Origin of the sequence: Modicisalibacter radicis (assembly GCF_900961225.1) — a bacterium.
Lineage (GTDB): Bacteria > Pseudomonadota > Gammaproteobacteria > Pseudomonadales > Halomonadaceae > Modicisalibacter.
The window spans coordinates 1-24679 of the sequence record NZ_CAAHFN010000050.1; the positions used below are offsets into that span (position 1 = coordinate 1).

General features: G+C 66.1%; 22 protein-coding genes. 12 read left to right on the plus strand and 10 right to left on the minus strand.

The window, feature by feature from the left end; genetic code table 11:
• Positions 1–448: 448 nt before the first annotated feature.
• A complete protein-coding gene (locus tag HR9077_RS03995) occupies positions 449–1078 on the minus strand; it encodes an HAD family hydrolase (RefSeq protein WP_136065371.1) in 630 nt (209 codons plus the stop codon).
• 167 nt (positions 1079–1245) lie between these two features.
• On the minus strand, positions 1246–2400 hold the full coding sequence (gene lldD, locus HR9077_RS04000) for an FMN-dependent L-lactate dehydrogenase LldD (protein WP_136065373.1): 1155 nt from the start codon (positions 2398–2400) through the stop codon (positions 1246–1248).
• 302 nt (positions 2401–2702) lie between these two features.
• Here lldD and HR9077_RS04005 point away from each other — a divergent pair, with 302 nt between their 5' ends.
• Genes HR9077_RS04005 through HR9077_RS04015 form a run of 3 tightly spaced genes read left to right on the plus strand, consistent with a single transcriptional unit; the run spans position 2703 to position 7172 of the window.
• Positions 2703–3485: a GntR family transcriptional regulator gene (locus HR9077_RS04005; RefSeq protein WP_136065375.1), complete on the plus strand. Its 783-nt coding sequence runs from the start codon at positions 2703–2705 to the stop codon at positions 3483–3485.
• 2 nt (positions 3486–3487) lie between these two features.
• Positions 3488–5776 (plus strand): ATP-binding protein, encoded by a 2289-nt coding sequence (locus tag HR9077_RS04010; RefSeq protein WP_136065377.1) that lies wholly within the window; start codon positions 3488–3490, stop codon positions 5774–5776.
• Positions 5769–7172: a sigma-54-dependent transcriptional regulator gene (locus HR9077_RS04015; RefSeq protein WP_136065379.1), complete on the plus strand. Its 1404-nt coding sequence runs from the start codon at positions 5769–5771 to the stop codon at positions 7170–7172. Before HR9077_RS04010 ends, HR9077_RS04015 begins: the two co-directional genes overlap by 8 nt.
• On the opposite strand, the gene HR9077_RS04020 is transcribed toward HR9077_RS04015, so the two are convergent.
• From HR9077_RS04020 to HR9077_RS04030, 3 genes are all read right to left on the minus strand, one after another.
• Entirely contained in the window at positions 7169–7840 is a 672-nt protein-coding gene (locus HR9077_RS04020; RefSeq protein ID WP_136065381.1) for a metal-dependent hydrolase, read from the minus strand. The two genes, HR9077_RS04015 and HR9077_RS04020, sit on opposite strands and share 4 nt — an antisense overlap.
• A 79-nt stretch (positions 7841–7919) precedes the next feature.
• Complete coding sequence (locus tag HR9077_RS04025) at positions 7920–8456, minus strand: gamma carbonic anhydrase family protein (protein WP_136065383.1); 537 nt, start codon at positions 8454–8456, stop codon at positions 7920–7922.
• Positions 8457–8520: 64 nt separating this feature from the next.
• Positions 8521–9861, minus strand: coding sequence for a sodium-dependent transporter (locus HR9077_RS04030; RefSeq protein WP_136065385.1), 1341 nt, complete (start codon positions 9859–9861; stop codon positions 8521–8523).
• 181 nt (positions 9862–10042) lie between these two features.
• On the opposite strand from HR9077_RS04030, the gene prlC reads away from it, so the two are divergent.
• Together prlC and HR9077_RS04040 are read left to right on the plus strand one after the other, a co-directional pair.
• The gene (gene prlC / locus HR9077_RS04035) at positions 10043–12094 is read left to right on the plus strand and encodes an oligopeptidase A (RefSeq protein ID WP_136065387.1); all 2052 of its coding nucleotides are present in this window, start codon (positions 10043–10045) and stop codon (positions 12092–12094) included.
• Positions 12095–12106: 12 nt separating this feature from the next.
• Entirely contained in the window at positions 12107–12358 is a 252-nt protein-coding gene (locus tag HR9077_RS04040) for a YheV family putative zinc ribbon protein (protein ID WP_136065389.1), read from the plus strand.
• Between the two features lie 111 nt (positions 12359–12469).
• On the opposite strand, the gene sodC is transcribed toward HR9077_RS04040, so the two are convergent.
• The gene (sodC, locus tag HR9077_RS04045; RefSeq protein WP_136065391.1) at positions 12470–12994 is read right to left on the minus strand and encodes a superoxide dismutase family protein; all 525 of its coding nucleotides are present in this window, start codon (positions 12992–12994) and stop codon (positions 12470–12472) included.
• Positions 12995–13207: 213 nt separating this feature from the next.
• On the opposite strand from sodC, the gene HR9077_RS04050 reads away from it, so the two are divergent.
• Genes HR9077_RS04050 through HR9077_RS04060 form a run of 3 tightly spaced genes read left to right on the plus strand, consistent with a single transcriptional unit; the run spans position 13208 to position 16159 of the window.
• A complete protein-coding gene (locus HR9077_RS04050) occupies positions 13208–14164 on the plus strand; it encodes a Bug family tripartite tricarboxylate transporter substrate binding protein (RefSeq protein WP_136065393.1) in 957 nt (318 codons plus the stop codon).
• Positions 14161–14616: a hypothetical protein gene (locus tag HR9077_RS04055; protein ID WP_136065395.1), complete on the plus strand. Its 456-nt coding sequence runs from the start codon at positions 14161–14163 to the stop codon at positions 14614–14616. Before HR9077_RS04050 ends, HR9077_RS04055 begins: the two co-directional genes overlap by 4 nt.
• A gap of 34 nt (positions 14617–14650) precedes the next feature.
• Positions 14651–16159: a tripartite tricarboxylate transporter permease gene (locus tag HR9077_RS04060; protein ID WP_136065397.1), complete on the plus strand. Its 1509-nt coding sequence runs from the start codon at positions 14651–14653 to the stop codon at positions 16157–16159.
• Here HR9077_RS04060 and HR9077_RS04065 read toward each other — a convergent pair.
• Complete coding sequence (locus HR9077_RS04065) at positions 16156–17043, minus strand: LysR substrate-binding domain-containing protein (protein ID WP_136065399.1); 888 nt, start codon at positions 17041–17043, stop codon at positions 16156–16158. The two genes, HR9077_RS04060 and HR9077_RS04065, sit on opposite strands and share 4 nt — an antisense overlap.
• Positions 17044–17143: 100 nt before the next feature.
• Here HR9077_RS04065 and HR9077_RS04070 point away from each other — a divergent pair, with 100 nt between their 5' ends.
• From HR9077_RS04070 to HR9077_RS04080, 3 genes are read left to right on the plus strand one after another with little or no spacing between them, the layout of a single operon-like run.
• A complete protein-coding gene (locus tag HR9077_RS04070; RefSeq protein WP_136065401.1) occupies positions 17144–17746 on the plus strand; it encodes a cysteine dioxygenase family protein in 603 nt (200 codons plus the stop codon).
• The gene (locus HR9077_RS04075) at positions 17746–19317 is read left to right on the plus strand and encodes a rhodanese-like domain-containing protein (RefSeq protein ID WP_136065403.1); all 1572 of its coding nucleotides are present in this window, start codon (positions 17746–17748) and stop codon (positions 19315–19317) included. The genes HR9077_RS04070 and HR9077_RS04075 overlap by 1 nt, the downstream gene beginning before the upstream one ends.
• 20 nt (positions 19318–19337) lie before the next feature.
• A complete protein-coding gene (locus HR9077_RS04080) occupies positions 19338–20507 on the plus strand; it encodes a trans-sulfuration enzyme family protein (RefSeq protein WP_136065405.1) in 1170 nt (389 codons plus the stop codon).
• Positions 20508–20574: 67 nt separating this feature from the next.
• Here the strand turns inward: HR9077_RS04080 and HR9077_RS04085 are convergent, their stop codons facing one another.
• The 3 genes from HR9077_RS04085 to HR9077_RS04095 form a co-directional block, all read right to left on the minus strand.
• Positions 20575–21957, minus strand: a complete 1383-nt coding sequence (locus tag HR9077_RS04085; RefSeq protein ID WP_136065407.1) for a TRAP transporter large permease — start codon at positions 21955–21957, stop codon at positions 20575–20577.
• Positions 21954–22523, minus strand: coding sequence for a TRAP transporter small permease (locus HR9077_RS04090; RefSeq protein WP_210725854.1), 570 nt, complete (start codon positions 22521–22523; stop codon positions 21954–21956). The genes HR9077_RS04085 and HR9077_RS04090 overlap by 4 nt, the downstream gene beginning before the upstream one ends.
• Positions 22524–22591: 68 nt before the next feature.
• The gene (locus tag HR9077_RS04095; protein WP_136065409.1) at positions 22592–23587 is read right to left on the minus strand and encodes a TRAP transporter substrate-binding protein; all 996 of its coding nucleotides are present in this window, start codon (positions 23585–23587) and stop codon (positions 22592–22594) included.
• Positions 23588–23997: 410 nt separating this feature from the next.
• On the opposite strand from HR9077_RS04095, the gene HR9077_RS04100 reads away from it, so the two are divergent.
• Entirely contained in the window at positions 23998–24609 is a 612-nt protein-coding gene (locus HR9077_RS04100) for a superoxide dismutase (RefSeq protein WP_136065411.1), read from the plus strand.
• The last annotated feature ends 70 nt before the right edge of the window (positions 24610–24679 follow it).

Sequence of the window (24679 nt, forward strand, 5' to 3'; positions counted from 1 at the left end):
TTGTTAAAGAGCGTCTCGCTGTGCTGTCGCGCCACCGGGTGGCTCGCCAGCGCCCTGCGAGGAAGGCGTATTCTACCGATCCGGGCCGCGCTGTCAAGCGCCGTGTCCGCCGTGGCGATCCGAAGCCAGGGCTTCGTAGCCTGCCCGAGAGGCTTTGCTGGAAAGCCGACTCGAGCCGTCGGGCGAACCCCGATCGAGTGGCGCATAGTCTACCGAATCCGGCGTCCCTGTCAACCCTGCCTTGCTCAATCGAGCGAAGAAAAATCTAACGGGAACAAGACCTTGCGCCACCTCCACCGCCGGCGACGTGTGTCCGTCGCGAGCAGCGGATGCGTACTTTACGGCTCGAAAGCGGCGAACGCAAGCACTTTTTGAGACCAAGGTCGCAATGACTTCACCACGCCCGATCCATGCTCAGTGCGTGAGTCCCAGGCGCCGGAGAGGTGCCTCAGCGGCCACCGGCCGGTTCGAGCACGTCGAGCGCAACCAGCGCGTCGCGCAGTTCGTCCAGCCCACGCACCTGAGTGGCCGACATGCCCAGCGCATGAGCGCCCTCGACGCACTCGGGGTTGTCGTCGAAGAAATGCACCTGGCTCGGTTCGACGCCGAGCTCATCGCAGACCCGCCGGTAGGCCTCGGCATCGGGTTTACGCGCGCCGAGCAGATGGGAGGCGAAGGCCCGCTCGAAGGGGGCGTCGAGACGATAGTCGTCGATCAGCCGCGCCCAGTGCACGGGATTGGTGTTGCTCAGCACGACGCGACGATAGCCGGGACGGATACGCTGGATCAGCTCCAGGGCCCCGGGGTAGGGACCCCGCATCCAGCCATTGAATACCTCGAGGAACGCCTGCGGCGTCATGTCGAGCTCGAGTGCCTCGACCGCCTCCCGGGCAAACTCCGCCCCGTCATCGCCTCCGGTCTCGAAAGGGGCGATCGCCGCGAAGCCCATCCAGAAGCGTCGGGCCTGCTCGTGCCCGAAACACCCCTGCGTCAGTTCGACCAACCCGGAGGTGCCGCGCCAGTCGACCAGCACCCCGCCCGCGTCGAACAACAGTACTCTTGCCTTTTCCTCAGCCATGCCGCTTTCTCTTGTTGATCATGACAACGTAGCCGAACCAGCATGGCGGACAATCGCCAGGAATTCATGCGGCCGTGCGCTCCCGAGACCAGCCGCCCGCTCGATGCAGGCCTTGCCAGAGCAGTCTCTCGAGAACTGATGACCCGGGCTGGTTGCACCGGCGATACTCAGTCGAGGCCGCGGCTCGAGTCCGAAACCAGCGAATCCGGCCCCAGCTCGGCGATGCTACGCGCCCCGGTGAGCGTCATCGCGACCCGCATCTCCTTTTCGAACAACTCGAGCAGGTGGACAACGCCAGATTCCCCGGCGGTGGCGAGTGCGTAGATGAAAGCACGTCCCAGCAATACGGTATCGGCACCCAGGGCGATCATGCGCACGACATCGAGACCGTTGCGCACCCCGGAATCGGCCAGAATGGCCAGATCGTCCTTGACCGCATCGGCGATGGCAGGCAGGGCGCGTGCGGTAGAGGGAACGCCATCGAGCTGGCGGCCGCCATGATTGGAAACGACGATGCCATCCGCACCGAAGCGGACCGCATCGCGGGCGTCGTCGGGATCGAGTATCCCTTTTATGATCATCGGACCGTCCCAGAATTCGCGAATCCACTCCAGATCCTTCCAGGAAATGGCGGGATCGAAATTCTTGCCGAGCCAGGCGATGTAATCCTCGAGCCCCGTCGGACTGCCGCGATATTCCGTCACGTTGCCCAGGTCATGAGGGCGGCCATGAATGCCCACGTCCCAGGCCCAGGAAGGATGCGTCGCGGCCTGGAACATTCGCCGAACCGCAGCGTGCTTGCCGCTCATGCCGGAATGGGCGTCGCGGTAACGCGCCCCCGGCACGGGCATGTCGACCGTGAAGATCAGCGTCTTGACGCCGGCGGCCTTGGCGCGCTCCAGAACGTGTTTCATGAACCCCCGGTCCTTCAGCACATAGAGCTGAAACCAGAGGGGGCGATCGACTGCCGAGGCCACCTCGTCGATGGGGCATACCGATACCGTCGACAGCGTGAACGGCACGCCCTTGCTTGCTGCGGCCCGCGCCGCCTGCACCTCACCTCGCCTGGCGTACATGCCCGCCAACCCCACCGGCGCCAGGGCAACGGGCATGGCCAGGCTTTCGCCGAGCAGCTCGGTCTCCAGCGACAAGGTGGACATGTCCTTCAGCACGCGCTGGCGCAACGCGATGCCGGCAAGATCCTCGACGTTACGCCGCAGCGTATGCTCGGCGTAGGCGCCCCCGTCGGCGTAGTGAAAAAGAAACGGCGGGATACGGCGCTGGGCGGCCTGGCGGTAGTCCGTGGAAGCTGAAATGATCATGGCAAGCCCTGGGTAATGGATGCGCTATCTATGAGTGGTCATCGCGGACCCTGTATCGAACGCTCGGGTATGGGCGGCTGACCGCAGCGGTTCTGAACCCGCATTACACTCGGCGCATGATTGGTAAGACCAATTGACAATAGCTTTCAAAAGTACCTTATGGTCAAGTTTGCAAGGCAGTCAACTGTCTCACATCGCTGCACATAAAATAATGCTTATACTTTGGTATTGCTCGCCGGTTGCAGGGAGCGCCCCTCCGACTAAAATTGGTAAAACCAATTTCAGGCTCATGAGAATAGCGCATGGTCTACCAGCCGGTCCGTCAACCGCGCATCGCCGACGTCATCACCGAACGCCTCGAGTCGATGATCCTCGAGGGCAGCCTCGCACCGGGGCATCGCCTGCCGCCGGAGCGCGAGCTTGCCGAGCGTTTCGGCGTATCGCGCCCTTCGCTGCGTGAAGCGATCCAGAAGCTCGCCGCTCGCGGCCTGCTGAGCAGCCGCCAGGGTGGCGGCACCTTCGTCAGTGAGGAGCTCAAGAGCGGTTACAGCGACCCGCTGCTGGAGATGCTCTCGCGCCACGGCGAGTTCCAGCTCGACCTGCTCGAGTTCCGCGACGCCCTCGAAGGGCTCTCCGCCTACTACGCCGCGCTGCGCGCGACGCCCGCCGACAAGCAACAGCTGCAGCAGCGCTTCGAGGAACTCGAAGCCTGTTACGCCGAGCCCGCCCTGCAGGACGACCCGCACCGCGAAGCCAAGGCCGACGCCGCCTTCCATCTGGCGATCGCCGAAGCCGGCCACAACGTGCTGCTGCTGCACACCATTCGCGGCATCTTTCACCTGCTGGAGAAAAGCATCGCCTCGAGTCTCGCTCACCTGTTCGAGCGCCCCGGCACGCGCGAGCAGCTCATGGCCCAGCATCGCGCGCTGCTCGAGGCGATTCTCGAGGGTCGCGCCGAGGAGGCCCAGGCGCGGGCGCACGAGCACCTGGCCTTCGTCGAGCAGGGCCTTCACGAGCTGGAACGCACCGAGACCCGCGCCCAGCGCGCCCTGCGCCGCACCCATGCCCTGCCCGAGGCGCGCTGAGGATGCGGTCGACCCGGCTCCCCGCGACCTGGCGACGCCTGCTGCTACTGCTGGTGCCGCTGGGCCTGGTGCTATGCGTCTGGCAGGCGGCCCGACTAGCCCGCGACCAGGCCCTGGATACGCTCTATAGCGAAGCGCGCAACGAGCTGAGGCTGTCCGCGGCGGGCGTCTCGGCCTATCTCTCGCGCCACGATTACCTGCCGCGTCTGCTGGCCAGTCGAGAAGCGGTCGGTCGGGCGCTGGCCCACCCCGGCGATACGCAGGTAGTCAACCGGCTCAACCGCATTCTCGACACGTTCCGTGCCGCCAGCGACGTCTCCGACATCTACCTGCTCGACCGCCAGGGCACCACGCTGGCGGCCAGCAACTGGGCGCTGCCCCACAGCTTCGTCGGTCAGAACTACGGCTTCCGCCCCTATTTCAAGGACGCCATCCAGGGCCGCATGGGCCACTTCTATGGCCTGGGCACCCAATCCGGCGAGCGCGGCTACTACTTCTCGGCCCCGGTCTGGTCCGACGTCCCGGGCAACGAAAGCGTCGTTGGCGTGATGGTGGTCAAGGTGCTGATCGCCCCACTCGAGGCCAACTGGAGCGGCCAGAACGGCGAGTTGCTGATCAGCGATGGCAACGGCGTGGTGTTCATGGCCAGCCAGCCGGGGCTACGCCTGACGAGCCTCGCCCCGCTCGACGCCGGCGTACGCGCGCGCCTGCGCGAGACGCGGCGTTACGACGGCGCCCGACTGCCCCCGCTGCCCCTCGACCGGCTCAGCTCGCGGCCCGACGGGTCGCAACTCGTGCGCTTCGAAGCCGGCCCGCTGGCCGGTCGCGGGTTCCTCTCGGTCAGTCGTACGCTGCCCGAGCAGAACTGGCAGATGCGCATGCTCAAGCCCCTCGGCCCGCTGAAGAACGCTCAATGGCAGGCGGGCTTCCTGGCCGCTGGATTGTACGGAGTGGTGGTGCTGGGCGGCGGCATCGGCTGGCAGCGCCGCCGGCTACGCCGCGAGCGCGAGTTGTTCGCCAGCCGCGAACGGCGGACCCTGGCCGAGGGCCAGGCCCGCGTGCGCGGGATCATCGACCGCACCCGGGCCGGCCTGCTGGTGCTCGACGAGCGCTCGGCGCTGACCTACCTCAACCCCACTGCCCAGGCGCTTTTCGGCCATACCCCGGTAGCGGTCGAGGGGCGCCAGCTCACCGAGCTGCTGACCCCCGCCGATGCGCGCCGCATCGATACTCTGCGTCACGCTGCCGGGCATCGCTCGGCCGCCGGCAGTCCGGCGATCGAGGTCGTGGCACTGCGCCCCGGCGGACAGCGCGTACCGCTGGAGCTGACCGTCGGGCCGCTGGTCAGCCCCCACGGCCAGCGCTGGCTGGCCACGGTGTTCGACATCAGCGAACGCAAGGCCCAGGAACAGGCGCTGGCGCTGGCCCGCGATCAGCTCGAGCAGCGCGTCGCCGAACGCACCCGCGACCTGCTCGACTCCAACCGCCGGCTGTCCGCGGAGATCGACGAGCGCCGCCGTGCCGAGACCGACCTGCGCCAGACCCAGGACGAGCTGATCCAGGCCGCCAAGCTGGCGGTGCTCGGCCAGATGGCCGCCGGCATCAACCACGAGCTCAATCAACCGCTGGCGGCGATCCGCGCCTATGCCGAGAACGCCCAGGCCTTCATCGAGCGCGGGCGCAGCGACGCGGCCAACGCCAACCTGCAGCAGATCGTCGAGCTCACCGCGCGCATGGCCGAGATCAGCGCCCAGCTCAAGCAATTCTCGCGCAGGAGCGGCGACAGCCTGACCGCGGTCTCGGTCCAGGCCGGTTTCGGCTACGCCCTGCGCCTGTACCGGGCGCGGCTGCTCGGCGCCGGTGTCACGATCGTCCGCGACTGGCCCGCCGACGAGGTCTGGGTGCATGCCGACCCGGTGCGCCTCGAACAGGTGCTGGTCAATCTGATCGGCAACGCCCTGCAGGCGATGGCCGACACGCCCGAGCCGCGCCTGAAGCTGAGTATCGCCAATACCGCCGGCCGGGTACGTATCGGTGTCGAGGACAGCGGCCCGGGGATCGCCGAAGCCCACCTGGGGCGCGTCTTCGAACCCTTCTTCACCACCAAGCCGGTCGGCAAGGGGCTTGGGCTGGGGCTGTCGATCTCGGCACGCATCGTCGAAGACCTCGGCGGCCGACTCGAGGCCTGCAATGCCGCCGCCGGCGGTGCGCGGTTCACCATCGACCTGCCGGCCGGCGCAGCGGCTCCGGCGACGCCCCGTCATCACGCCCGAGAGGATCACCATGTATGAATCCGACGCAACGCCGGTATTGATCGTCGACGATGAGGAACACCTGCGCATCACCGCCAGCCAGACCCTCGAACTGGCCGGCTACCGCCCCCGGGCGGTGAGCAATGCCGAAGCCGCCCTGGCCGCGCTGAGCGACGACTACCCCGGCGTGCTGGTCAGCGACATCCGCATGCCGGGCATGGACGGGCTGGCGCTGCTGCGCGAAGTGCGCCGCCGCGACCCCGACCTGCCGGTGATCCTGATTACCGGCCATGGCGACATCTCGACCGCGGTGGAGGCGATGCGCGAAGGCGCCTGGGATTTCCTGGAGAAACCGTTCGCCGGCGAGCGCCTCGCCGACGTGGTGCGCCGTGCCGCGGAGAAACGCCGACTGAGTCTCGAGAACCGTCGTCTCAAGGCCGAACTGGACGCCCAGCGTGCCGCGCCGGGGCCACGCATCGTCGGGCGTACGCCGGCCATGCAGCAGCTCTCGGCGATGCTGCAGCGCGTCAGCCAGGTGGAGGCCGACGTGCTGCTGTTCGGCGAAACCGGAGTGGGCAAGGACCTGGTGGCCCGCTCGCTGCACGAGCGCAGTGCGCGCAGCGGCCATCCCTTCGTCGCCATCAACTGCGGCGCGGTGCCCGAGAGCATCATCGAGTCGGAGTTGTTCGGGCACGAAAAGGGCGCCTTCACCGGCGCCGTCGAGCGCCGCATCGGCAAGTTCGAGTATGCCAACGGCGGCAGCGTGTTCCTCGACGAGATCGAGTCGATGCCGTTGACGCTGCAGGTCAAGCTGTTGCGCGTACTGCAGGAACGCTCGGTCGAGCGCTTGGGATCCAACCAGCCGGTGGCGCTGGATATCCGCATCATCGCCGCGACCAAGACCGACCTCAAGCTCGCCGCCGAGCGCGGCGAATTCCGCGAGGACCTGTACTACCGGCTCAACGTGGTGACCGTGCCGATCCCGCCGCTGCGCGAACGCCGCGAAGACCTGCCGCTGCTGTTCCAGCACTTCGCGGTGGTCGCCGCCAATCGCAGCGGGCTCGAGGCGCCACCGCTCGACGCCGCTGGCGTCTCGGTGCTGATGGCTCACGACTGGCCCGGCAACGTGCGCGAGCTGCGCAATCTCGCCGAGCGCTTCGTGCTGCTCGGCGCGACCTACGATTACCGGCTCGAACGGCTAGTCGAGGGCGGCGACAGCGGCACGGGCGAGATGACCCTGCCGCAGCAGGTCGAGCTGTTCGAGAAGAGCCTTCTGAGCCAGTCGCTGGCCAATCACGGCGGGCGCGTCAATGACGTCTGCGAACACCTCGGGCTGCCGCGCAAGACCTGTTACGACAAGCTCAAGAAGTACGACCTGCGCGCCGAGGATTATCGCCTGCACCACGCCGCGGACCAGCCCGCATGGCGCTGCTAGCGCCAGAGCCGCGCGCTCTGGCTGACCAGTTCGGCAAGCGCCTGCCAGGGCGGCAGCCAGGGTGCCAGACCCGCCGCCAGCATCAGCATGACCAGTGAGTTGCCCGGCTCGCGATAGTCGAACAGCTTGAGCGCGGTGCCGAACGAACGCTTGAGCCGCGAGCCCACCAGGTCGACGCTGTAGACCTCGTCAAGCAGCAGATGGATCAGCCCGCCGAGCGTCAGCGCCAGCCCCTGCGACCAGGCCTGCCAGGCTCCCTGAGCCAGCCACTGGTAGCTCAGCGCGGTGACGCCGAGCCCGCACAGTCCCGTCGCCAGCACGGAATGCCAGATGCCGCGGTGCACGGTAAAGCGCCGGAACACCGCGCCTACGCCGAAGCGTACCCCGAGATAGAGCCCGCCGCAGGCGACCAGCAATCCGGCCGGACTGAGCCGCGACTGCAGCCACAGCGCCCCGGCAACCACCGCGAGCAGCGCGAAGAGGTTGAAGATCAATCGGATGGAGTGGGAATGATCCGAATCGATGTCCGGCAGGATGCCGCCGAAGGCGGTCAGCGCGGCCAGCGACGCGCCGTCGACCGGCGACCACAGGGCGGCCTGCCAGCCCGTCACGGCGAGCAACGCGCCGCCGGATACGGCGACACTCAGATGGGTACGGAAATCGGCCACGCAATGCCTGCCAGAAAAGCTGGATATAAATCCAGATTATCCCCAGCGTGGCCCTGAAAAACAATCGCTTGCCGCGACCTTAAGCGCCTTCGGCCAGATACCGGTCCTTGAGCGCGACGTAATTGCCGGCGGTGTAGCGGAAGAAGGCCCGCTCGCTCTCCTTGAGCGCACGCAGCGGCTTGGCCGGGTTGCCGGCATAGACGTGGCCGCTCTCGAGCCGCTTGCCCGGCGTGACCAGCGCGCCGGCAGCGATGATCACCTCCCCCTCGACCACCGCCCCGTCCATCACCGTCGCGCCCATGCCCACCAGCACCCGGTCGCCCACCGTGCAGCCGTGCAGGATCGCCTTGTGGCCGATGGTCACGTCATCGCCGATAGTCAGCGGGTGTCCGCCGGGATTGAAGTCGCTGGCATGGGTGATGTGCAGCACACTGCCATCCTGGATGCTGCAGCGCGCACCGACGCGGATGCGATGCATATCGCCGCGAATCACCGCCATCGGCCATACCGAGCAATCGTCACCCAGCACCACGTCGCCCAGCACCACGCAGGCGGGATCGATGTAGACGCGCTCGCCGAGTTGCGGCGTATGGCCTCGAAAGGTTCGCAGGGTCATTGAGTCTCTCCTCGACGGTTGGTCCGTCACAGCAAATCGATAATCGCGGCCCGCCGAAACGGGATCACCACAGCCCCGAGACCAGCACCACCACCACCAGCGGGATCGACACGAAACGCACCAGCGCCTGCCAACTGCGGAAGCCCGCCGGCCCGGCATCCAACGCCCGCTCGGCGATATCACGCGGCATCACCCAGGCGGCGAAGATCGCGATCAGCAGGCCGCCGACAGGCAGGAACAGGTCGGTGGGCACGGTGGTCACCAGATCGAAGAAGTTCATCTCGCCGATCCAGTGCACCTCGGCCATCGACGAGAACGAGAACACCGACAGCAGGCCCACCGCCCATACCGCCACGCCGACGCAGGCCGCCGCGCGACCGCGCCGGAGCCCCCAGCCCTGCAGGGTGGCGACCATCGGTTCGGCGAGGTTGATCGACGAGGTCCAGGTCGCCAGCAGCAGCAACAGGAAGAACACCCCCAGCCACAGCGAGCCTCCGGGCAGCTCGGCGAAGGCGATCGGCAGGGTGACGAACATCAACCCCGGCCCCTCGCCCGGATCCAGGCCCTGCGAGAAGACCACCGAGAAGATCGCGATACCCGACAGCAGCGCCACCGCCACGTCGAGCACCGCCACCGCGGCGACCGCCCGCGGCAGGCTCTGCTCATCGGGCATGTAGGCACCGTAGGCCATCAGCGCGCAGGCGCCTACCGCCAGGGTGAAGAAGGCATGGCCCATGGCGTTGAGCATTACCGCCACGCTCAGCGCCGAGGGATCGGGCGTGAACAGCCAGGCCATCGCCGTGCCGAAGCCGTCGGTGGTGGCGGCGTAGGCCGCCAGCACGATCAGCAGCAGGTAGAGCAGCGGCATCAGCAGGTTGTTGAGCTTCTCGAGGCCGCCGGAAATGCCCGCCGCGACCACCGACAGGGTCAACAGCATGAACAGCGTATGGTTGAAGGTCATGCGCAGCGGGTCGGCGAGGAACGCGTTGAAGTTGGCGCCCACCGCCTCCGGCGTCATGCCGGCGAAATTGCCGTTTATCGACTCGACCAGATACTCGATCGACCAGCCCGAGACCACCGAATAGAACGACAGGATGAAGAACACCGTGGTCACCCCAAACAGGCCCAGCCAGCGCCAGTGCGGCGAGGCCCCGGCCTGACGCGCCAGATGTCCCAGCGACTGCATCGGACTGCGTCGCCCAGCGCGGCCGATGAGGATCTCGGCCATCATCACCGGCAGGCCCAACAGCACGACGAAGACCACGTACAGCAGCAAAAACGCCGCGCCGCCGTTCTCGCCGGTCATGTAGGGGAAGCGCCAGATGTTGCCCAGGCCCACGGCGGCCCCGGTGACCGCGAGTATGAATGCACGCCGTGAGCTCCAGCGTTCCAGCGTTTCGTTCATGATCCCCTATCCTTTAATTGGCCCGCACGCCACATGCCCGGGCAACGCGCCCCGAGCCGCCGGCGAAAGGCGCAAGACTAGCAGGCCGGCCCGCGGCCGCCAATGACGCAGTCGGTCATTGAAACCCGCCCTCCACGCCCGCATCTACCCCGATATATTCGGTATCACACGAGGCTTCTTCATGTCCCGCAACCCGCTGCTCGAATCGCATACCCTGCCGCCCTTCGGCGAGATTCAGCCCGACCATGTGGTTCCGGCAATCGAGCAGATCCTCGACGAGAACCGTAGTGCCATCGACCGGCTGGCCGAGCAGGCCAATCGCGAGACACCGACCTGGCAGAGCCTGGCCGCGCCCATCGAGGAGCTCAACGACCGGCTGTCGCAGGCCTGGTCGCCGGTATCGCACCTGAACGGCACCATGAACAGCCCGGCACTGCGCGACGCCTACCAGGCATGCCTCGGCAAGCTTTCCGAATACGGCACCTGGCTGGGCCAGCACGAGGGGCTGTTCCGCGCCTATCGGGCGCTCAAGGATTCGCCGAACTACGCCGAGTCGACCCCGGCGCAGCAGCGCTCGATCGACAACACGTTACGTGACTTCCGCCTCGCCGGCGTCGACCTGCCGGCCGATGACAAGCATCGCTACGGCGAGATCCAGGCACGGCTCTCCGAGCTGACCAACACCTTTTCCAACCATGTGCTCGATGCCACTCAGGCGTGGCACAAGGACATCGCCGATGCCGACGCGCTCGACGGCCTGCCCGAGAGCGCCCTGGACACGCTCAAGGCCAACGCCGAGGCCAAGCAGCTCGACGGCTACCGCATTACCCTGGACTTCCCCAGCTTCTTCCCGGTGATGAGCTACGCCCACGACCGGGCGCTGCGCAAGGAGGTCTACACCGCCTTCGTCACCCGCGCCTCGGAACTCGGCCCCAACGCCGGCGAGTACGACAACGCGCCGATAATCGAGGAGATCCTCGCGCTGCGTCAGGAGCTCGCCCGGCTGCTGGGCTTTGCGACCTACGCCGATTACTCGCTGGCGACCAAGATGGCCGAGTCCCCCGCCCAGGTGCTCGATTTTCTCGGCGACCTGGCCGGGCGCGCCCATCGCCAGGCTCAGGAGGAGTTCAACGAGCTCGAAGCCTTCGCCAAGGAGACCCTGTCGCTCGACACCCTCGAGCCCTGGGACGTCGGCTATGCCAGCGAGAAGCTGCGCGAGGCCCGCTACGCCATCTCCCAGGAGCAGCTGCGCCCCTACTTTCCGGCACCACAGGTGATCGACGGCCTGTTTCGGGTCACCCAGCGGCTTTACGGCGTGCGCTTCGAAGAAGACACGGAGGCACCGCGCTATCACCCCGATGTGCGCTACTACTCGATCCGCGAGGGCGACACGCCGATCGCCGGCTTCTATCTCGACCTGTACGCCCGCGAAGGCAAGCGCGGCGGCGCCTGGATGGATGAATGCCGGGTACGTCGCGAGCGCGAGGACGGCAGCCTGCAACTGCCGGTCGCCTACCTGACCTGCAACTTCACCCGCCCGGTGGGCGGCAAGCCGGCGCTGCTCACCCACGACGAGGTCACCACACTGTTCCACGAGTTCGGCCACGGCCTGCACCACATGCTGACCCGCCAGACCGTCGCCGACGTCTCGGGCATCAACGGCGTGGCCTGGGATGCGGTGGAACTGCCCAGCCAGTTCATGGAGAATTTCTGCTGGGAACGCGAAGGGCTGGACATGATCGCCGCCCACGTCGACACCGGCGAGCGCCTGCCCGACGAGCTGCTCGGCAAGCTGCAGGCGGCCAGGAACTTCCAGTCGGCGATGGGCATGCTGCGCCAGATCGAGTTCTCGCTGTTCGACTTCCGCCTTCATCATGAACTCGAGACCCCCACGGCCGACGACGTCCAGGGCCTGCTCGACGCGGTGCGCGACCAGTACTCGGTGGTCCCGCGCGCCGACTTCAACCGCTTCCAGAACAGCTTCGGGCATATCTTCGCCGGCGGCTACGCGGCGGGTTACTACAGCTACAAGTGGGCCGAGGTACTGTCGGCCGACGCCTATGGCGCCTTCGAGGAGGCCGGGGTGTTCGATGGCGACACCGGGATGCGCTTCCGTCGCGAGATTCTCGAACAGGGTGGTTCCCGCGACGCCGCCGAGCTGTTCAAGACATTCCGCGGCCGCGAGCCCAGCGTCGAGCCTCTGCTTCGCCACAGCGGCATTCGTGCCGCCTGACCAGGAGAATGCATGTCGACCCCCAAACGCTTCATCGCCGGCGCCATCTGCCCGCGCTGTGCGGCCATGGACAAGGTTCGCACCTGGGAAGCCAACGGCATCCGCTACCGCGACTGCGTGGCCTGCGACTTCTTCGAGCAACTGCCGATCGAGGAGCAGGACGCGCCGGAACTCACCACCCGCGTCAACCGGGAACGCGACGACGACCAGCGCAACAGCGTGCAGCCGGTGCGCATCCTCGATCCCAAGGGTCCCAAGGGCTAGCGCTGCCACGGATGGCATGAGCGCTAAAAGCCAATCGGCCCGCACTGGCGGGCCGATTGCCTGGATACGACGCTACCTGGGCGATCTCGGCGTTGCCGAATCGCGCGGATGCTACCCCTCGAAAAGCCCACAGGCGACCCGCGAGCCACCGCCTCCCAGGTGGGGTTCATCACCATAGGTATCGCCACCGTTGTGGATCACCAGGGCATGGCCCTTGACGTCGTCCATCGTCAGGCGCGGCGCGAGTACCGGCGTCGTCGAGGTTCCCTGCGCGTCCACCGTCAATAGCGGCAGATCGCCCAGATGACCCTCGCCATAGGGCCCCTGGTGCGTGCCGCTGCCCTCGGGATCGAAGTGGCCGCCGGCCGCGCCTGCAGCGACCGTCTCGCCATCCTTCACGGCCGGATCGCAGGCCCGGTTCTGGTGCAGATGGAAACCGTGCATGCCGGTTTCCAGGCCCTCCAGGTCGGGAGTGAACTTGACGCCCCACTCGGTCTTCTCGACGTTGATGGTGCCGACCGGCTCACCACTCCCGTCGGCCGATACTGCATGCATCTCCACGCTGGTCGAGGCGTAGGCCCCAGCGGTGGTCAGCGCGGCGACGCCCAGGCCCACCATCCATTGCGACAAACGCATGATTCTCTTCCTCCCTGATCGTGATCGCATGTGCGTCCTCAGGCTAGTCAATGCGAGTGCTGCCAACCACCCGGGTGGGGGCTCGACGGCATGACCTCGGCAAAGTGGTAAGCATTGCTTATGTTTTTTTGATATTTATTTAATTGATGGCATAACTTTTCGGCGATAGCGTTAGACCTGTCCTCCCAACACAACACAACCAAGGACTCCCCCATGTCTGTCTTCAATGCTCGCCTGACCCTGGCCCTAGTCACTCTGACCGCCAGCGGTATCCTGCAGGCCGCCGAATATCCGCAGAAGAACGTCAATTACATCGTGCCATTCGCCGCCGGCGGCGCCGTCGACGTCACTGGACGCCTGATTGCCGACAATGCCCCGAATGCCTTTGATGACCACAAGTTCGTCGTCAAGAACATGCCCGGTGGCGGCGCGGTGATCGGACAGACCTATGTCAGTTCGGCCCCCGCGGATGGCTACACGCTGCTGGCCATGACCTCGTCGATCATCAACAACTCTCTGACCAAGTCAGTCAGCTACGACCTCGACAGCTTCACGCCTCTGGCCCTCTACAACCTCGACCCCGAGGTGATCGTCACGGCTGCCGACAGCCAGCTAAGCGACCTGCAGCACTTCCTCGATGCCGCCGCCGACCAGGGGTTAAGCGTCGCCACGCCGGGCAACGGTACTTCGCACCACATCGCGGCCCTGGCACTGGCGCAGGAGAAGGGGCTCGAGTTCCGCTTCGTGCACAATGCCAGCGCCGCCATGCAGCTCCAGCAACTGATGGGCGACCACGTTCAGGCCAGCTTCATGTCGCTGGGTGAGGCGGTAGGCCCCGCCCAGGACGGCAATATCACCATCCTGGCCGTGATGGATGGCAAGCGCAGCGATCTCGCCCCCGATGTCCCGACCTATCAGGAAGTGACCGGCGATGACTTCCAGTGGGGCACTTTCCGCGGCATCGCCGCCCCGGCGGGCCTGTCCGACGCCGTCGAGGCCGAACTGGAGTCGCGCCTGCAGCAGGTACTTACCTCGTCCGAGTTCGTCGAGCGCATGAACGCGGCCGGTTACAAGGTCGACTACCGTGATGGCGAGGCGTTCAGCCGCTATCTCGACACGACGGCCAAGAAGATGCAGGAAGTACTGCCCCTGCTGGACACCCAGTCGTGACCCGTCAGCGCCTCTCCCCCCTGTCCGGCCATTGGCTGGACAGGGTGTTATCGGCGGTCTGCCTGGCCCTGGCGATCGGTGTGCTGACGCTGGCCGAAGACTACCCGGACTCGGCCGCCGCCGTGCCCCTGATTCTGGGTTGGCTGCTGATACCATGCGCGATCGGGCTCTGGCTGTTCCCCGGCCAACCCAGTGACACCCGAGGCATCGTCACGATCCGGCTGGTTCGGGCCGCGGCGATACTGACACTGAGCTGCTGGCTGTTCACCGCCATCGGTGCCGAGGCCGGCCTATGGGTGCTCTTCTTCGGCTGCGCCTGGCTCATGGGCCACGCACCGAACACGCGGCTCGCCCTGGTGGCATTGCTGTTCACGGCCGGGCTGGGCGTGCTGTTCGGCAGTCTGCTCGGCGTCCCCTTGACCGGGCCGGCCTTCGGCCTCTTCCTCGACTGACCCGGGTCGACCGTCCCCAACGAGAACCGACTCCATGGATTATGCTGCCCTGTTGCAAGCGGGCCTTCACGCCATCAGCCTCTGGCCGCTGCTGAGCCTGCTGGCCGGCGTCTCGCTCGGCCTGATCGTCGGCTCCATCCCCGGCCTCAACGACACCATCACCCTGGCCGTGCTGGTTCCGGTCACCTTTGCCATGCCCTCCGACATCGCCTTCCCGTTGCTGGTGGGCGTGTATTGCTCCGCCTGTTTCGGCGGTGCCTTCCCGGCCATCCTGCTGAAGATCCCGGGGACTGCCTCCTCGGTGCTCACCGCGATCGACGGCTATGCCATGACCCGCCGGGGCGAGGCCGGTCGCGCGCTGGGCATCGCCACCTACAGCTCGACGTTCGCCGGCGTGATCTCGGCGCTGATATTGCTGTTCTTCGCACCGCTGCTGGCCCGCTATGCGCTGGAGTTCGGTCCGGCCGAATACTTCTCGCTAAGCGTCCTGGGGCTTTCCACGGTAATCGGCATGGGCGCCGGCAATGCCATGAAGAGCGCGCTGTCATGCCTGCTCGGTCTGCTGGTCGCGATGATCGGCATGAGCCCCGAATCCGGCTTTCCGCGCTTCACGTTCGGCAATTTCTGGCTCTTCGAGGGCCTGCCGCTGACACCGATCCTGATCGGCCTGTTCGGGCTGAGCGTGGTTCTCGAGATGCTGGTCGGCAAGCCGAGGGGCGATACCATGAGCGAGGCCCGGCAAACACCGATTCGCTTTACCGACATGCTGCTGCCTTGGTCCCTGGTGCGCCGGCTGCTGCCGACTTGGCTGAGTGCGACGGCCCTCGGCAACCTGGTGGGAATCCTGCCCGGCGCGGGTATGCTGGTGGCGATCTACATGGCCTACGAGCGTGTCCGTCGCCGCTTCGGGGAGCGCTGCGGCCAGGGGCTACCGGAAGGCATCGCAGCACCGGAAGCCGCCAACAACTCGGTGGTCTCGAGTTCGATGGTCCCGCTGCTGTCGCTGGGCATCCCCGGCAATTCGACCTCGGCGCTGTTTCTCGGCGCCCTGCTGATCCAGGGGCTTCGACCCGGCCCCGGGCTGTTCAGCAACAGCCCCGATATCGCCTACCTGATCGTGATCTGCTTCGTGCTCGCCAACCTGATGATGTTCCCCGTGGGCCTGCTGCTGGCGCGTATCGTTCCCAACCTGATCCGCGCCGTCCCCCAGCCGCTGCTGGCCGCGGCGATCGCCGGCTTGTGCTTCACCGGGGCTTTCGCCATCGGCAACAGCGTCTTCGGTATCCTGGTCGCCCTGACTTTCGGCGTCATCGGCTTCGGCTTCAATCGCATGCAGGTGCCCCTGTCGCCGTTCATCCTGGCCCTGGTGCTGGCCCCGGTGATCGAACGCGCCTTCTTTCAAAGCATGTCACTGTCGCAGGGGTCGCCGAGCTACTTCTTCACCCAACCGCTGAGCGCAACGATGCTGCTCTTCACCCTGGCCTTTCTGCTCTGGCCGTTCGGCAAGCGCTACGTCCTGCAACGCCGCGCGGCCAGGCGCTAGGCGTTGAGACCCGGTTCCAGGACCGGCGAGGCGCGCCCACCGACCTGGCTGGCGAGCAGCTGGTAGAGCTTGGTGGCCGCCTCGCTGGGATTGTCGTCACGCAGATAGAGGTAGAAATTGATGTCCGGCAGCGCCGGCAACCCCTGGCGCTCCCCCAGCACCCGGAACTCGGGCGTGACCATCTCGATGCTGCGCGCCGTGATGCCCAGCCCGGCGCGCACTGCCGCCTTGATGCCCGCCAGGTTGGGCGCGACGTAACTTTCCTTGTATTCGCACCCTTCGCGCACCAGGGCCTCCAGGGCGAGCCGCCGGAAGATACTGGGCTCGTCGGCCAGGACCAGCGACAATGGCCCGCCGGTGTCGAGCTGATAATCACTGGCGGCGATCCACACCACCGGCGAACTGCGCAGCACCAGATGCGGATGCCCCGCCGCTTCCCGGGTGGAAACGGTCAGATCCAGCTCGCCGGCGAAAAGCATGTCCATCAGATCGGGACTGCGACCGACATGGATAGCCATCGACAGCCGTGGATTGGCCCGCGCGAAGCGTTGCAGGATATTGGGCAGTACCGTGTCGGCAATATCTGCCGGGGCGCCGATACGCACCGGGCCGCTGAGTTCCTGGTCGTGCAGCGTCGCCCACAGCTCGTCGTGCAGGGCCAGCAGCCGGCGCGCGTACTCGGCCAGCCGGATACCTGCCGGCGTCAATTGCTTCTGACGCCCTTGCTTGATGAACAAGGCGACCTGTAGCTCGCTCTCCAGGCGCCTCATCTGCTGACTGATGGCCGGTTGCGACTTGTGCACCTTGAGCGCGGCCTTGGCAAAACTCGATTCGTCGCAGATCGCCACGAAGGTCCGCAGCAGCGAGAGATCCAGGTGGCGCATATACTTAACCCCTGCTTATGAATAGCCCCAAAAAGCTTATTATAATTATAAAGTTTAGTGCAGTACCGTAATGGTGACTTCGCCAACTACGGAATCGCTCATGGAATCCTCCTCCACCCTTCGCCGACAGGCCGTCGCCGAGACCCTTCAGAGAGTGCGCCAGACAATCGCCGAGCGCCCCATGGACCGTCCCACGCTGGATCGCGTCCTCGACACGCTCAAGCAGTTGGCCGCGCGTCGCGAACTCTGGAACGAGGCCGACTATCCCGCGCCGGCACCCGACGAGCATCAGGCCCGTTACCTGATCGACCAGGGCGACGACCAGAGCATCGCGCTCTATCTCAACGTCATGCGTCCGGGCAAGCGCATTCCTCCCCATGACCACACGACCTGGGCGTGCATCGCCGCCGTCGAGGGCGAGGAATGCAACACCCTCTATCGCCGCCTCGACGACGGCACGCAGCCCGGCCGGGCCAAGCTGGAAGAAGCCGAACGTCACATCGTGGGCCCCGGCAACGGCATCGCCCTGCTCGCCGACGACATCCACTCGGTGCGCATCGACGGCGACAGGCCGATCCGTCACCTGCATCTCTACGGACGCGCCCTCGAAACGCTCACCGGGCGCACCGCCTTCGATCTCGAAGCGGAGACCTGCCGGATCATGGACATCGGCGTCAAGACGCGCAGGGCGGAGGAGCGCTGATGCATGCCATAGCGCCCCGGGCCCTCAAGCGCCTGCTGGCCAACGACGGCCAGGAAATCGCCCTGCTCGACATCCGCGAATTCGGTGAATACGGCATGGGGCACCCCTTCCACGCCGTCAATGTCCCTTTCAGTCGGCTCGAGGCCCTGGTCGGCCAATTGGTACCACGTCGCAACGCACCGATCGTGGTGATGGACGATCATGACGAGGGACGGGCCCGTCGAGCCAGCCAGTGCCTGGCCGACCTGGGCTATCGCGACGTGGCCTGGCTGGAAGGCGGTACACAGGGCTGGCGGGCGGCGGGCTACAGCCTGTTCGCCGGCGTCAACGTGGTCAGCAAGACGTTCGGCGAACTGGTGCACGAGCGCTTTCATACCCCAGGGATCCCGGCCCACACGCTGGACGAATGGCAACGTCAGGGCAAGCCGGTGCATGTCATCGACGGCCGGCCCGTCGCCGAATACCGCAAGATGAACATTCCCGGCAGTATCTGCTGTCCCAACGGCGAGCTTGCCAAGCGACTCCCCACCCTGCTCGACGGCGACACCGCCACCCCGGTGGTGATCAACTGTGCCGGGCGCACGCGCAGCATCATCGGCACCCAGACCCTGCGCTGGCTGGGCATAGAAAATCCGCTCTACGCTCTCGAGAACGGCACCCAGGGCTGGCGGCTGGCCGGCCTTTCGCTCGACCACGGCAGCGAGCGTTTCTACCCCGACGAGATCGCTGCCGACGAAGAACTGGGCGCGGCCGCGCGCCGGCTTGCCGAGTCGGGCGGCGCGCTGGCGATCGACGCCGCGACCCTGGATACCTGGCTCGCCGACGATACCCGCACCACCTATGTCTTCGATGTCCGCACCGCGGAGGAACATCACCGGAACGCACCCGCCGGTGCCGTTCACGCCCCGGGTGGGCAGTTGATCCAGGCCACCGACCACTGGGTCGGCGTCCAGCGCGCCCGCCTGGTGCTGATTGACGACGACGAGTGCCGGGCACCGGTGGTGGCTCACTGGCTGGCACTGATGGGTCAGGAGGTCGCCTGGCTGCGTGGCGGCAACACGCACTGGCCGTCGCTACGCCACCTCTCGGATCGCCGCGACGCCGCTGACCTGCCCATGCTGCCGCCGGCGGTCGATCTCGTAGAGGCCCTGGATCCGGCGACCCTGTGTCTCGACGCTCGCCCCGGGATGCAGTATCGCGATGGCCACCTCCCCGGCGCACGCTGGGTCAACCGCTCGCTGCTCGATGAGCAGCTCGCCGATGCCGACCTGTTGCGCCCCGTGGTTCTCGTTGCCGATATCGAGCATGCCGCCTGCCTGGCCAACGAGCTCGCGGCGCGCGGTGTCATGCGCCTCGGCTGGCTGGCGCCGGCGGTCGACGACTGGCAACGCGCCGGCATCGCGCTGGAGCGCACCCCCGATACCCCGGACGATGCGCACTGCATCGACTTCCTGTTCTTCGTTCATGACCGACACGATGGCAACCTGGAAGCCTCGCGCCGTTACCTGGCCTGGGAAACCGGCCTGCTTGCCCGACTCGACGACCAGGAACGCGCCACCTTCCCGATCTGAGTGCGCCATCGAGGACTCCCATGAAGCTAGCAACCGATCTGATTCATCTCGCGCGTCCCGACCAGCGGCCGGCGCCGGTCAACCCCCCGGTGGTGCGCACCAGCACCGTGACCTTTTCGACGCTCGACGAGATGCGCGACATCAAGCAACGCCGTGGCCGCGGCGAGCGGCTGTTCAGTTACGGACGGCGCGGCACGCCCACCACGCATGCCCTGGAAGACGCCATTTCGCGGCTCGAGGGTGGCGAGCACACGCAACTGCTGCCCTCGGGGGTCGCCGCCATCAACCTGGTCTTCATGACCCTGTTGCGGCCCGGCGGCCACGTGATCATCGCCGACAGCGTCTATCAGCCGGTACGGCGCATCGTGGAGGGCTGGATGCGCCCCTGGGGTATCGCCGTGGACTACTTCGACGGCAGTCCCGAGCAGTTGACCGCGCTACTGCGCGCCGAGACGCAACTGATCTATACCGAGGTGCCGGGCTCGCTGGTCTACGAAATGCAGGATCTGCCCGCGCTGGCGTCGATCGCCGCCACACACGATATTCCCCTCGCCGTCGACAACACCTGGGCCAGCGGCATCCTCATGCAGCCGCTGGCGCACGGTGCCACGATCTCGCTGATGGCCTGCACCAAGTATGTGGTAGGTCACTCCGACGTGATGCTGGGCAGCGTCACCGCCAATGGCGAACTCGGCCGGCGCCTGGGCGAGATGGCAGTGACCCAGGGCCAGTGCATCGGTGGCGACGACGCCTACCTCGCGCTGCGTGGCATGCGTACCCTGGCCTGTCGCATGGCAACCCACGCCGAAAATGCCCGGCGGCTGGGCGACTGGCTGGAACACCGGCCCCACGTGGCACGCGTTCACCAACCTTCGCGCAGCGACCACCCCGGTCACGCGCTATGGCAACGCGACTTCGAGGATACCAACGGCCTGCTGACGGTGGAATTCACCGCCGGAACCCCCGACGCGCGTGTGGATGCCCTGGTCGAGCGCCTGGACCTGTTCGGCATCGGCTCCTCCTGGGGCGGATTCGAAAGCCTGGCCCTGCCCTGCGATGTCGCCGCCGCGCGCAGCCTCGACGATAGCTGGACACGGCGCGGCCCCTGCCTGCGGCTGCACGCCGGCCTGGAAGCCGCCGAGGACCTGCTCACGGATCTTGAACAGGCCTGGCGGGCGCTCGATGAATGATGCTCGAGATGCACGTGCCCCCGCTCATCGCGGGAGCACGCCGTTGATCGCGTGACTGGCGCCGACCTCAAGACAGCAGGTTAGGCAGCCACAGCGAAATCGCCGGCACGTAGGTGATCAGGACCAGGAAGCCCAGCAGCAGGCACAGCCACGGCAGGCAGGCCTTGATCACCCAGCCGATCGAGCGCCCGGTGATGCCCGCGGTGACGAACAGATTGAGCCCCACCGGCGGCGTGAGCATGCCGATCTCCATGTTGACCACCATGATGATCCCCAGGTGGACCGGGTCGATGCCCAACTGCATGGCGATCGGAAACAGGATCGGCGCCATGATCAGCAGAATCGCCGAGGGCTCCATGAAGTTGCCCGCCGCCAGCAGCAGCAGGTTCATCACGATCAGAAAGCCCCACGCCGGCAGCCCCCAGTCGATGATCACCTCGGCGATCTGGTGCGGAATGCGCTCTGTGGTCAGCACATGAGCGAACAGCATGGCGTTGGCGATGATGAACAGCAGCATCATCGAGACCTTGGCGCCGTCCAGCACCACGCCGCGCACCTCGCGGTTGACGAACGAGCCGCCGATCGCCAGCGGGATCTGCCACAGGCTCCTCACCAGCGCCGCGCCCAGGCTCTCGCCGGAGCGCTTCCAGGGGTCGTCCTTGAGCGGGCCCATGTCGCGATAGCCGACCACCGCCACCAGCCAGGCGTAGAGCGCGGCGATCGCCGCCGCCTCGGTCGGGCTGGCCACGCCGCCGTAGATCGACCCCAGCACCAGGATGATCAGCATCAGCCCGGCCAGCGCCTTGCCGCCGGAACGCAGCAATGGCAGCGCACCGGGGAACGGCTGGGCCGGCAGGTTCATGATCCGCGCCGAGATGTAGATGGCGATCATCAGGATCAGGCCCATCAGCAGCCCCGGGATCAGCCCGGCCATGAACATCTTGCCGGCCGAGACCTCGGTGGCCGCCGAATAGACCAGCATGACGATCGATGGCGGAATCAGGATGCCCAGCGTGCCGGCATTGGCGATCGCCCCGGCGGCGTAGGACTCGGGATAGCCCTGGCGCACCATGCCGGCGATCACGATCGAGCCGATCGCCGCCACCGTCGCCGGCGACGAGCCCGACACCGCGGCGAACAGGATGCACGCCAGCACCGAGGCCATCGCCAGGCCGCCCTTGACGTGGCCCACCGCGTCGGTGGCGAAGTTGATCAGCCGGCGCGCCACGCCGCCGGTGGACAGAAAAGCGCTCGACAGGATGAAGAAGGGGATCGCCAGCAGAGTGTAATGGTGGGACACCCCCTGGAACAGCTTGATGGCGATGGAGCCCAGCGAGTCGCTGGAGAACAGCAGGATCGTCGTGACGCTGGAAAAGCCCAGCGCGAAGGCAATCGGCATGCCCAGGAAGATCGCCCCGAACAGCAGCAGAAACAGGATCGCGGTGGTCACGGGCGCTCCTCCCGGTCGTTTTTCTCGGTTCGCGGTTCACCGGCAGGCGGCTCGGCCAGGTTCAGACTCGCCTGCCCCTCGTCGGAGAAGCCGAAGCCATCGGCCTCGTCCTTAATCACCCGCCAGCCGAGTTCGAGAAAGCGCAACACCAGCAGGCCCATGCCGATCGGCAGGATCAACGTCGCCTGCCACTTGGGAATGGGTATGTCCTCGAGTTCGATACCGATCATGTGGGTCAGCGACAGGTACTGAAAACTGCCGATCAGCAGTAGCCCGCAGTAGCCCAGGCACACCGCCAGGGCGACCAGCGTGACGATCCGCCGGCCGCCGCGCGGCAGCTTCTTGACCAGCACATCGACGCCGATATGCGCGCCCTGCTTGACGCCCCACGACACGCCGAACAGCACGAACCAGCCGGACAGGTAGAGCGACGCCTCCTGGGCCCAGCCGATGCCCTCGGCCAGCACGAAGCGATAGAACACCTCGACACCCACCAGCAGCACCATGGCCACCAGCAGCGCGCAAAAGACCGTCTCTTCCAGCTTGTTGAGCCAGCGCACAATCATGGTCTTACCTCGCACCTACGAGAGACGGCGAGCCCGGGGCCCGCCGTCAGGGTGGAACGCAAGGCCGCTCAGCCCTCGTTGGAAGCGGCGGCGGCGTCGATCACATCCTGGCCGATGGCATCCGAGAACTGCTCCCACACCGGCTTCATGGCATCGACCCACTGCTGGCGCTGTTCCGCTGTCAGCTCGATGATCTCGGACTTGCCGGAATCGATGATCGCCTGCTTGGCCTCCTGGTTTTCCTGAGCGGCAATCTCGTTGCCGTAGGCAACGGCCTCGTCCAGCGCCTTCTCGACCTCGGGCCGCACGTCGTCGGGCAGGCCGTTCCAGAAGCTCGCCGAGGAGACCACCATGTAGTCGAGCAGGCCGTGGTTGGACTCGGTGATGTAGGGCTGCACCTCGTAGAAGTTCTGCGAGTAGATGTTCGAGTAGGTGTTCTCCTGGCCATCGATCGCCTGGGTCTGCAGCATCATGAAGACCTCGGAGAATGGCTTCTTGAGCGGCGCGGCATCGACCGCCTCGAACTGCGCCTCGAGTACGTCGGAAGTCATGATGCGGAATTTCTTGCCGGCGGCGTCTTCCGGCACGCGCAGCGGCTCGGAGGCCGACAGCTGCTTCATGCCGTTGTGCAGGTAGCCCAGCCCGAGCAGCCCCTTGGATTCCAGCGAGGTCAGCAGCTTCTGGCCGGTCTCGCTGCTCTGAAAGCGCTCGACGGCATCCATGTCCTCGAACAGGAACGGCAGGTCGAAGACCTGCAGCTGGTCGGTGTACTTCTGGAATTTCGACAGCGCCGGCGCGGCAAGCTGGACGTCGCCGAGGAGCATGGCCTCGAGGACCTGGTCGTCACCGTAGAGCTGCGAGTTGGGGTAGACCTCGACATCGACCCGATCGCCCACCGAGCTCTGCTCGACGAGATCCTTGAACTTCTCGGCCATCTGGCCCTTGGGGGTGTTCTCGGCGACCACGTGTGAGAACTTGATGGTGATGGGGTCGGCCAGGGCGCTGCCGGCCATCATCACGCCGGCGGCGAGGGTGGTCAGCGAAGCGAGCTTGAGCGTGCGCATGTTGTTGGCTCCTTGCGGATGTTTATAGCGATGAAGTTCCGGCGGCCGTCCGGCGCTATCTTGTTCGGCATGGTCGGCCGCCAAGGGCCGCCTGTGACGGTGCCTGTCGCCCCAGGGCGAGCAACTCCTGCACCAAGATCCCCATTTACCCAACAAATCAGTTACATGCCCACAATCACGGGCAACGCCCAGCCCCCTGGGCAGCTTAGCCGTGCGTATATCCACACACGTTCACCGCAGCCGTGTGCGGGTTTCCGCACACGGCTTGAATTCTCCTTTAGCGGCCTCAATATCAGATATGTTTGAAAGCAGAATTATTATCATCAACACTAGTAGCAGCGAGCGCGGGCCGAGAGCCCTCGCCAAGATGCCAGGAAGCGCCATCACGTAACCAATGGAGGAGATCCACCATGCAACACGAGTTTCCCGATCTACCCTACGCCTACGATGCGCTGGAGCCGGTCATCGATGAAACCACCATGAAGGTTCATCACACCAAGCACCACAAGACCTACTTCGACAAGTTCGTCGACGCGATTTCCGGCACCGAGCTGGAAAACCAGTCGCTCGAGCAGATCTTCGCCAACATCTCCCAGCACAAGCCGGTGGTGCGCAACAACGCCGGCGGTTTCTACAACCACGCCCTATTCTGGAAGATGATGTCGCCCAACGGCGGCGGCGATCCGCAGGGTGCGCTGGGTGAAGCGATCAATGCCAAGTACGGCTCGGTCGACGAATTCAAGAAGGCCTTCCTGGGCGCCGCGACCGGTCAGTTCGGTTCCGGCTGGGCCTGGCTGGTGGTCAAGCCCGACGGCGAACTGGAAATCACCTCGACCGCCAACCAGGACAACACCCTGATGGATGTCGCCAGTGTCCAGGGCAAGCCCGTGCTGGGCCTGGACGTCTGGGAGCACGCCTACTACCTGACCTACATGAACAAGCGTCCCGACTACGTCGAGAACTGGTGGCGGGTGGTCAACTGGGAATACGCCAACGAGCTGTACCAGGCGGCCAAGTCCTGAATGATCGCTAGCGCCTTCTTCGGCGACTGAGCCAGCGCCGCAAGGCGTAACGCAAAAAGCCCTGCCGCAT

Bases quoted from the DNA above. Each gene is read 5' to 3' on its own strand.
- HR9077_RS03995 (WP_136065371.1), bottom strand. From the start codon at position 1,078: ATGGCTGAGGAAAAGGCAAGAGTACTGTTGTTCGACGCGGGCGGGGTG.
- lldD (WP_136065373.1), bottom strand. From the start codon at position 2,400: ATGATCATTTCAGCTTCCACGGACTACCGCCAGGCCGCCCAGCGCCGT.
- HR9077_RS04005 (WP_136065375.1), top strand. From the start codon at position 2,703: ATGGTCTACCAGCCGGTCCGTCAACCGCGCATCGCCGACGTCATCACC.
- HR9077_RS04010 (WP_136065377.1), top strand. From the start codon at position 3,488: ATGCGGTCGACCCGGCTCCCCGCGACCTGGCGACGCCTGCTGCTACTG.
- HR9077_RS04015 (WP_136065379.1), top strand. From the start codon at position 5,769: ATGTATGAATCCGACGCAACGCCGGTATTGATCGTCGACGATGAGGAA.
- HR9077_RS04025 (WP_136065383.1), bottom strand. From the start codon at position 8,456: ATGACCCTGCGAACCTTTCGAGGCCATACGCCGCAACTCGGCGAGCGC.
- HR9077_RS04030 (WP_136065385.1), bottom strand. From the start codon at position 9,861: ATGAACGAAACGCTGGAACGCTGGAGCTCACGGCGTGCATTCATACTC.
- prlC (WP_136065387.1), top strand. From the start codon at position 10,043: ATGTCCCGCAACCCGCTGCTCGAATCGCATACCCTGCCGCCCTTCGGC.
- HR9077_RS04040 (WP_136065389.1), top strand. From the start codon at position 12,107: ATGTCGACCCCCAAACGCTTCATCGCCGGCGCCATCTGCCCGCGCTGT.
- sodC (WP_136065391.1), bottom strand. From the start codon at position 12,994: ATGCGTTTGTCGCAATGGATGGTGGGCCTGGGCGTCGCCGCGCTGACC.
- HR9077_RS04050 (WP_136065393.1), top strand. From the start codon at position 13,208: ATGTCTGTCTTCAATGCTCGCCTGACCCTGGCCCTAGTCACTCTGACC.
- HR9077_RS04060 (WP_136065397.1), top strand. From the start codon at position 14,651: ATGGATTATGCTGCCCTGTTGCAAGCGGGCCTTCACGCCATCAGCCTC.
- HR9077_RS04065 (WP_136065399.1), bottom strand. From the start codon at position 17,043: ATGCGCCACCTGGATCTCTCGCTGCTGCGGACCTTCGTGGCGATCTGC.
- HR9077_RS04070 (WP_136065401.1), top strand. From the start codon at position 17,144: ATGGAATCCTCCTCCACCCTTCGCCGACAGGCCGTCGCCGAGACCCTT.
- HR9077_RS04075 (WP_136065403.1), top strand. From the start codon at position 17,746: ATGCATGCCATAGCGCCCCGGGCCCTCAAGCGCCTGCTGGCCAACGAC.
- HR9077_RS04080 (WP_136065405.1), top strand. From the start codon at position 19,338: ATGAAGCTAGCAACCGATCTGATTCATCTCGCGCGTCCCGACCAGCGG.
- HR9077_RS04090 (WP_210725854.1), bottom strand. From the start codon at position 22,523: ATGATTGTGCGCTGGCTCAACAAGCTGGAAGAGACGGTCTTTTGCGCG.
- HR9077_RS04095 (WP_136065409.1), bottom strand. From the start codon at position 23,587: ATGCGCACGCTCAAGCTCGCTTCGCTGACCACCCTCGCCGCCGGCGTG.
- HR9077_RS04100 (WP_136065411.1), top strand. From the start codon at position 23,998: ATGCAACACGAGTTTCCCGATCTACCCTACGCCTACGATGCGCTGGAG.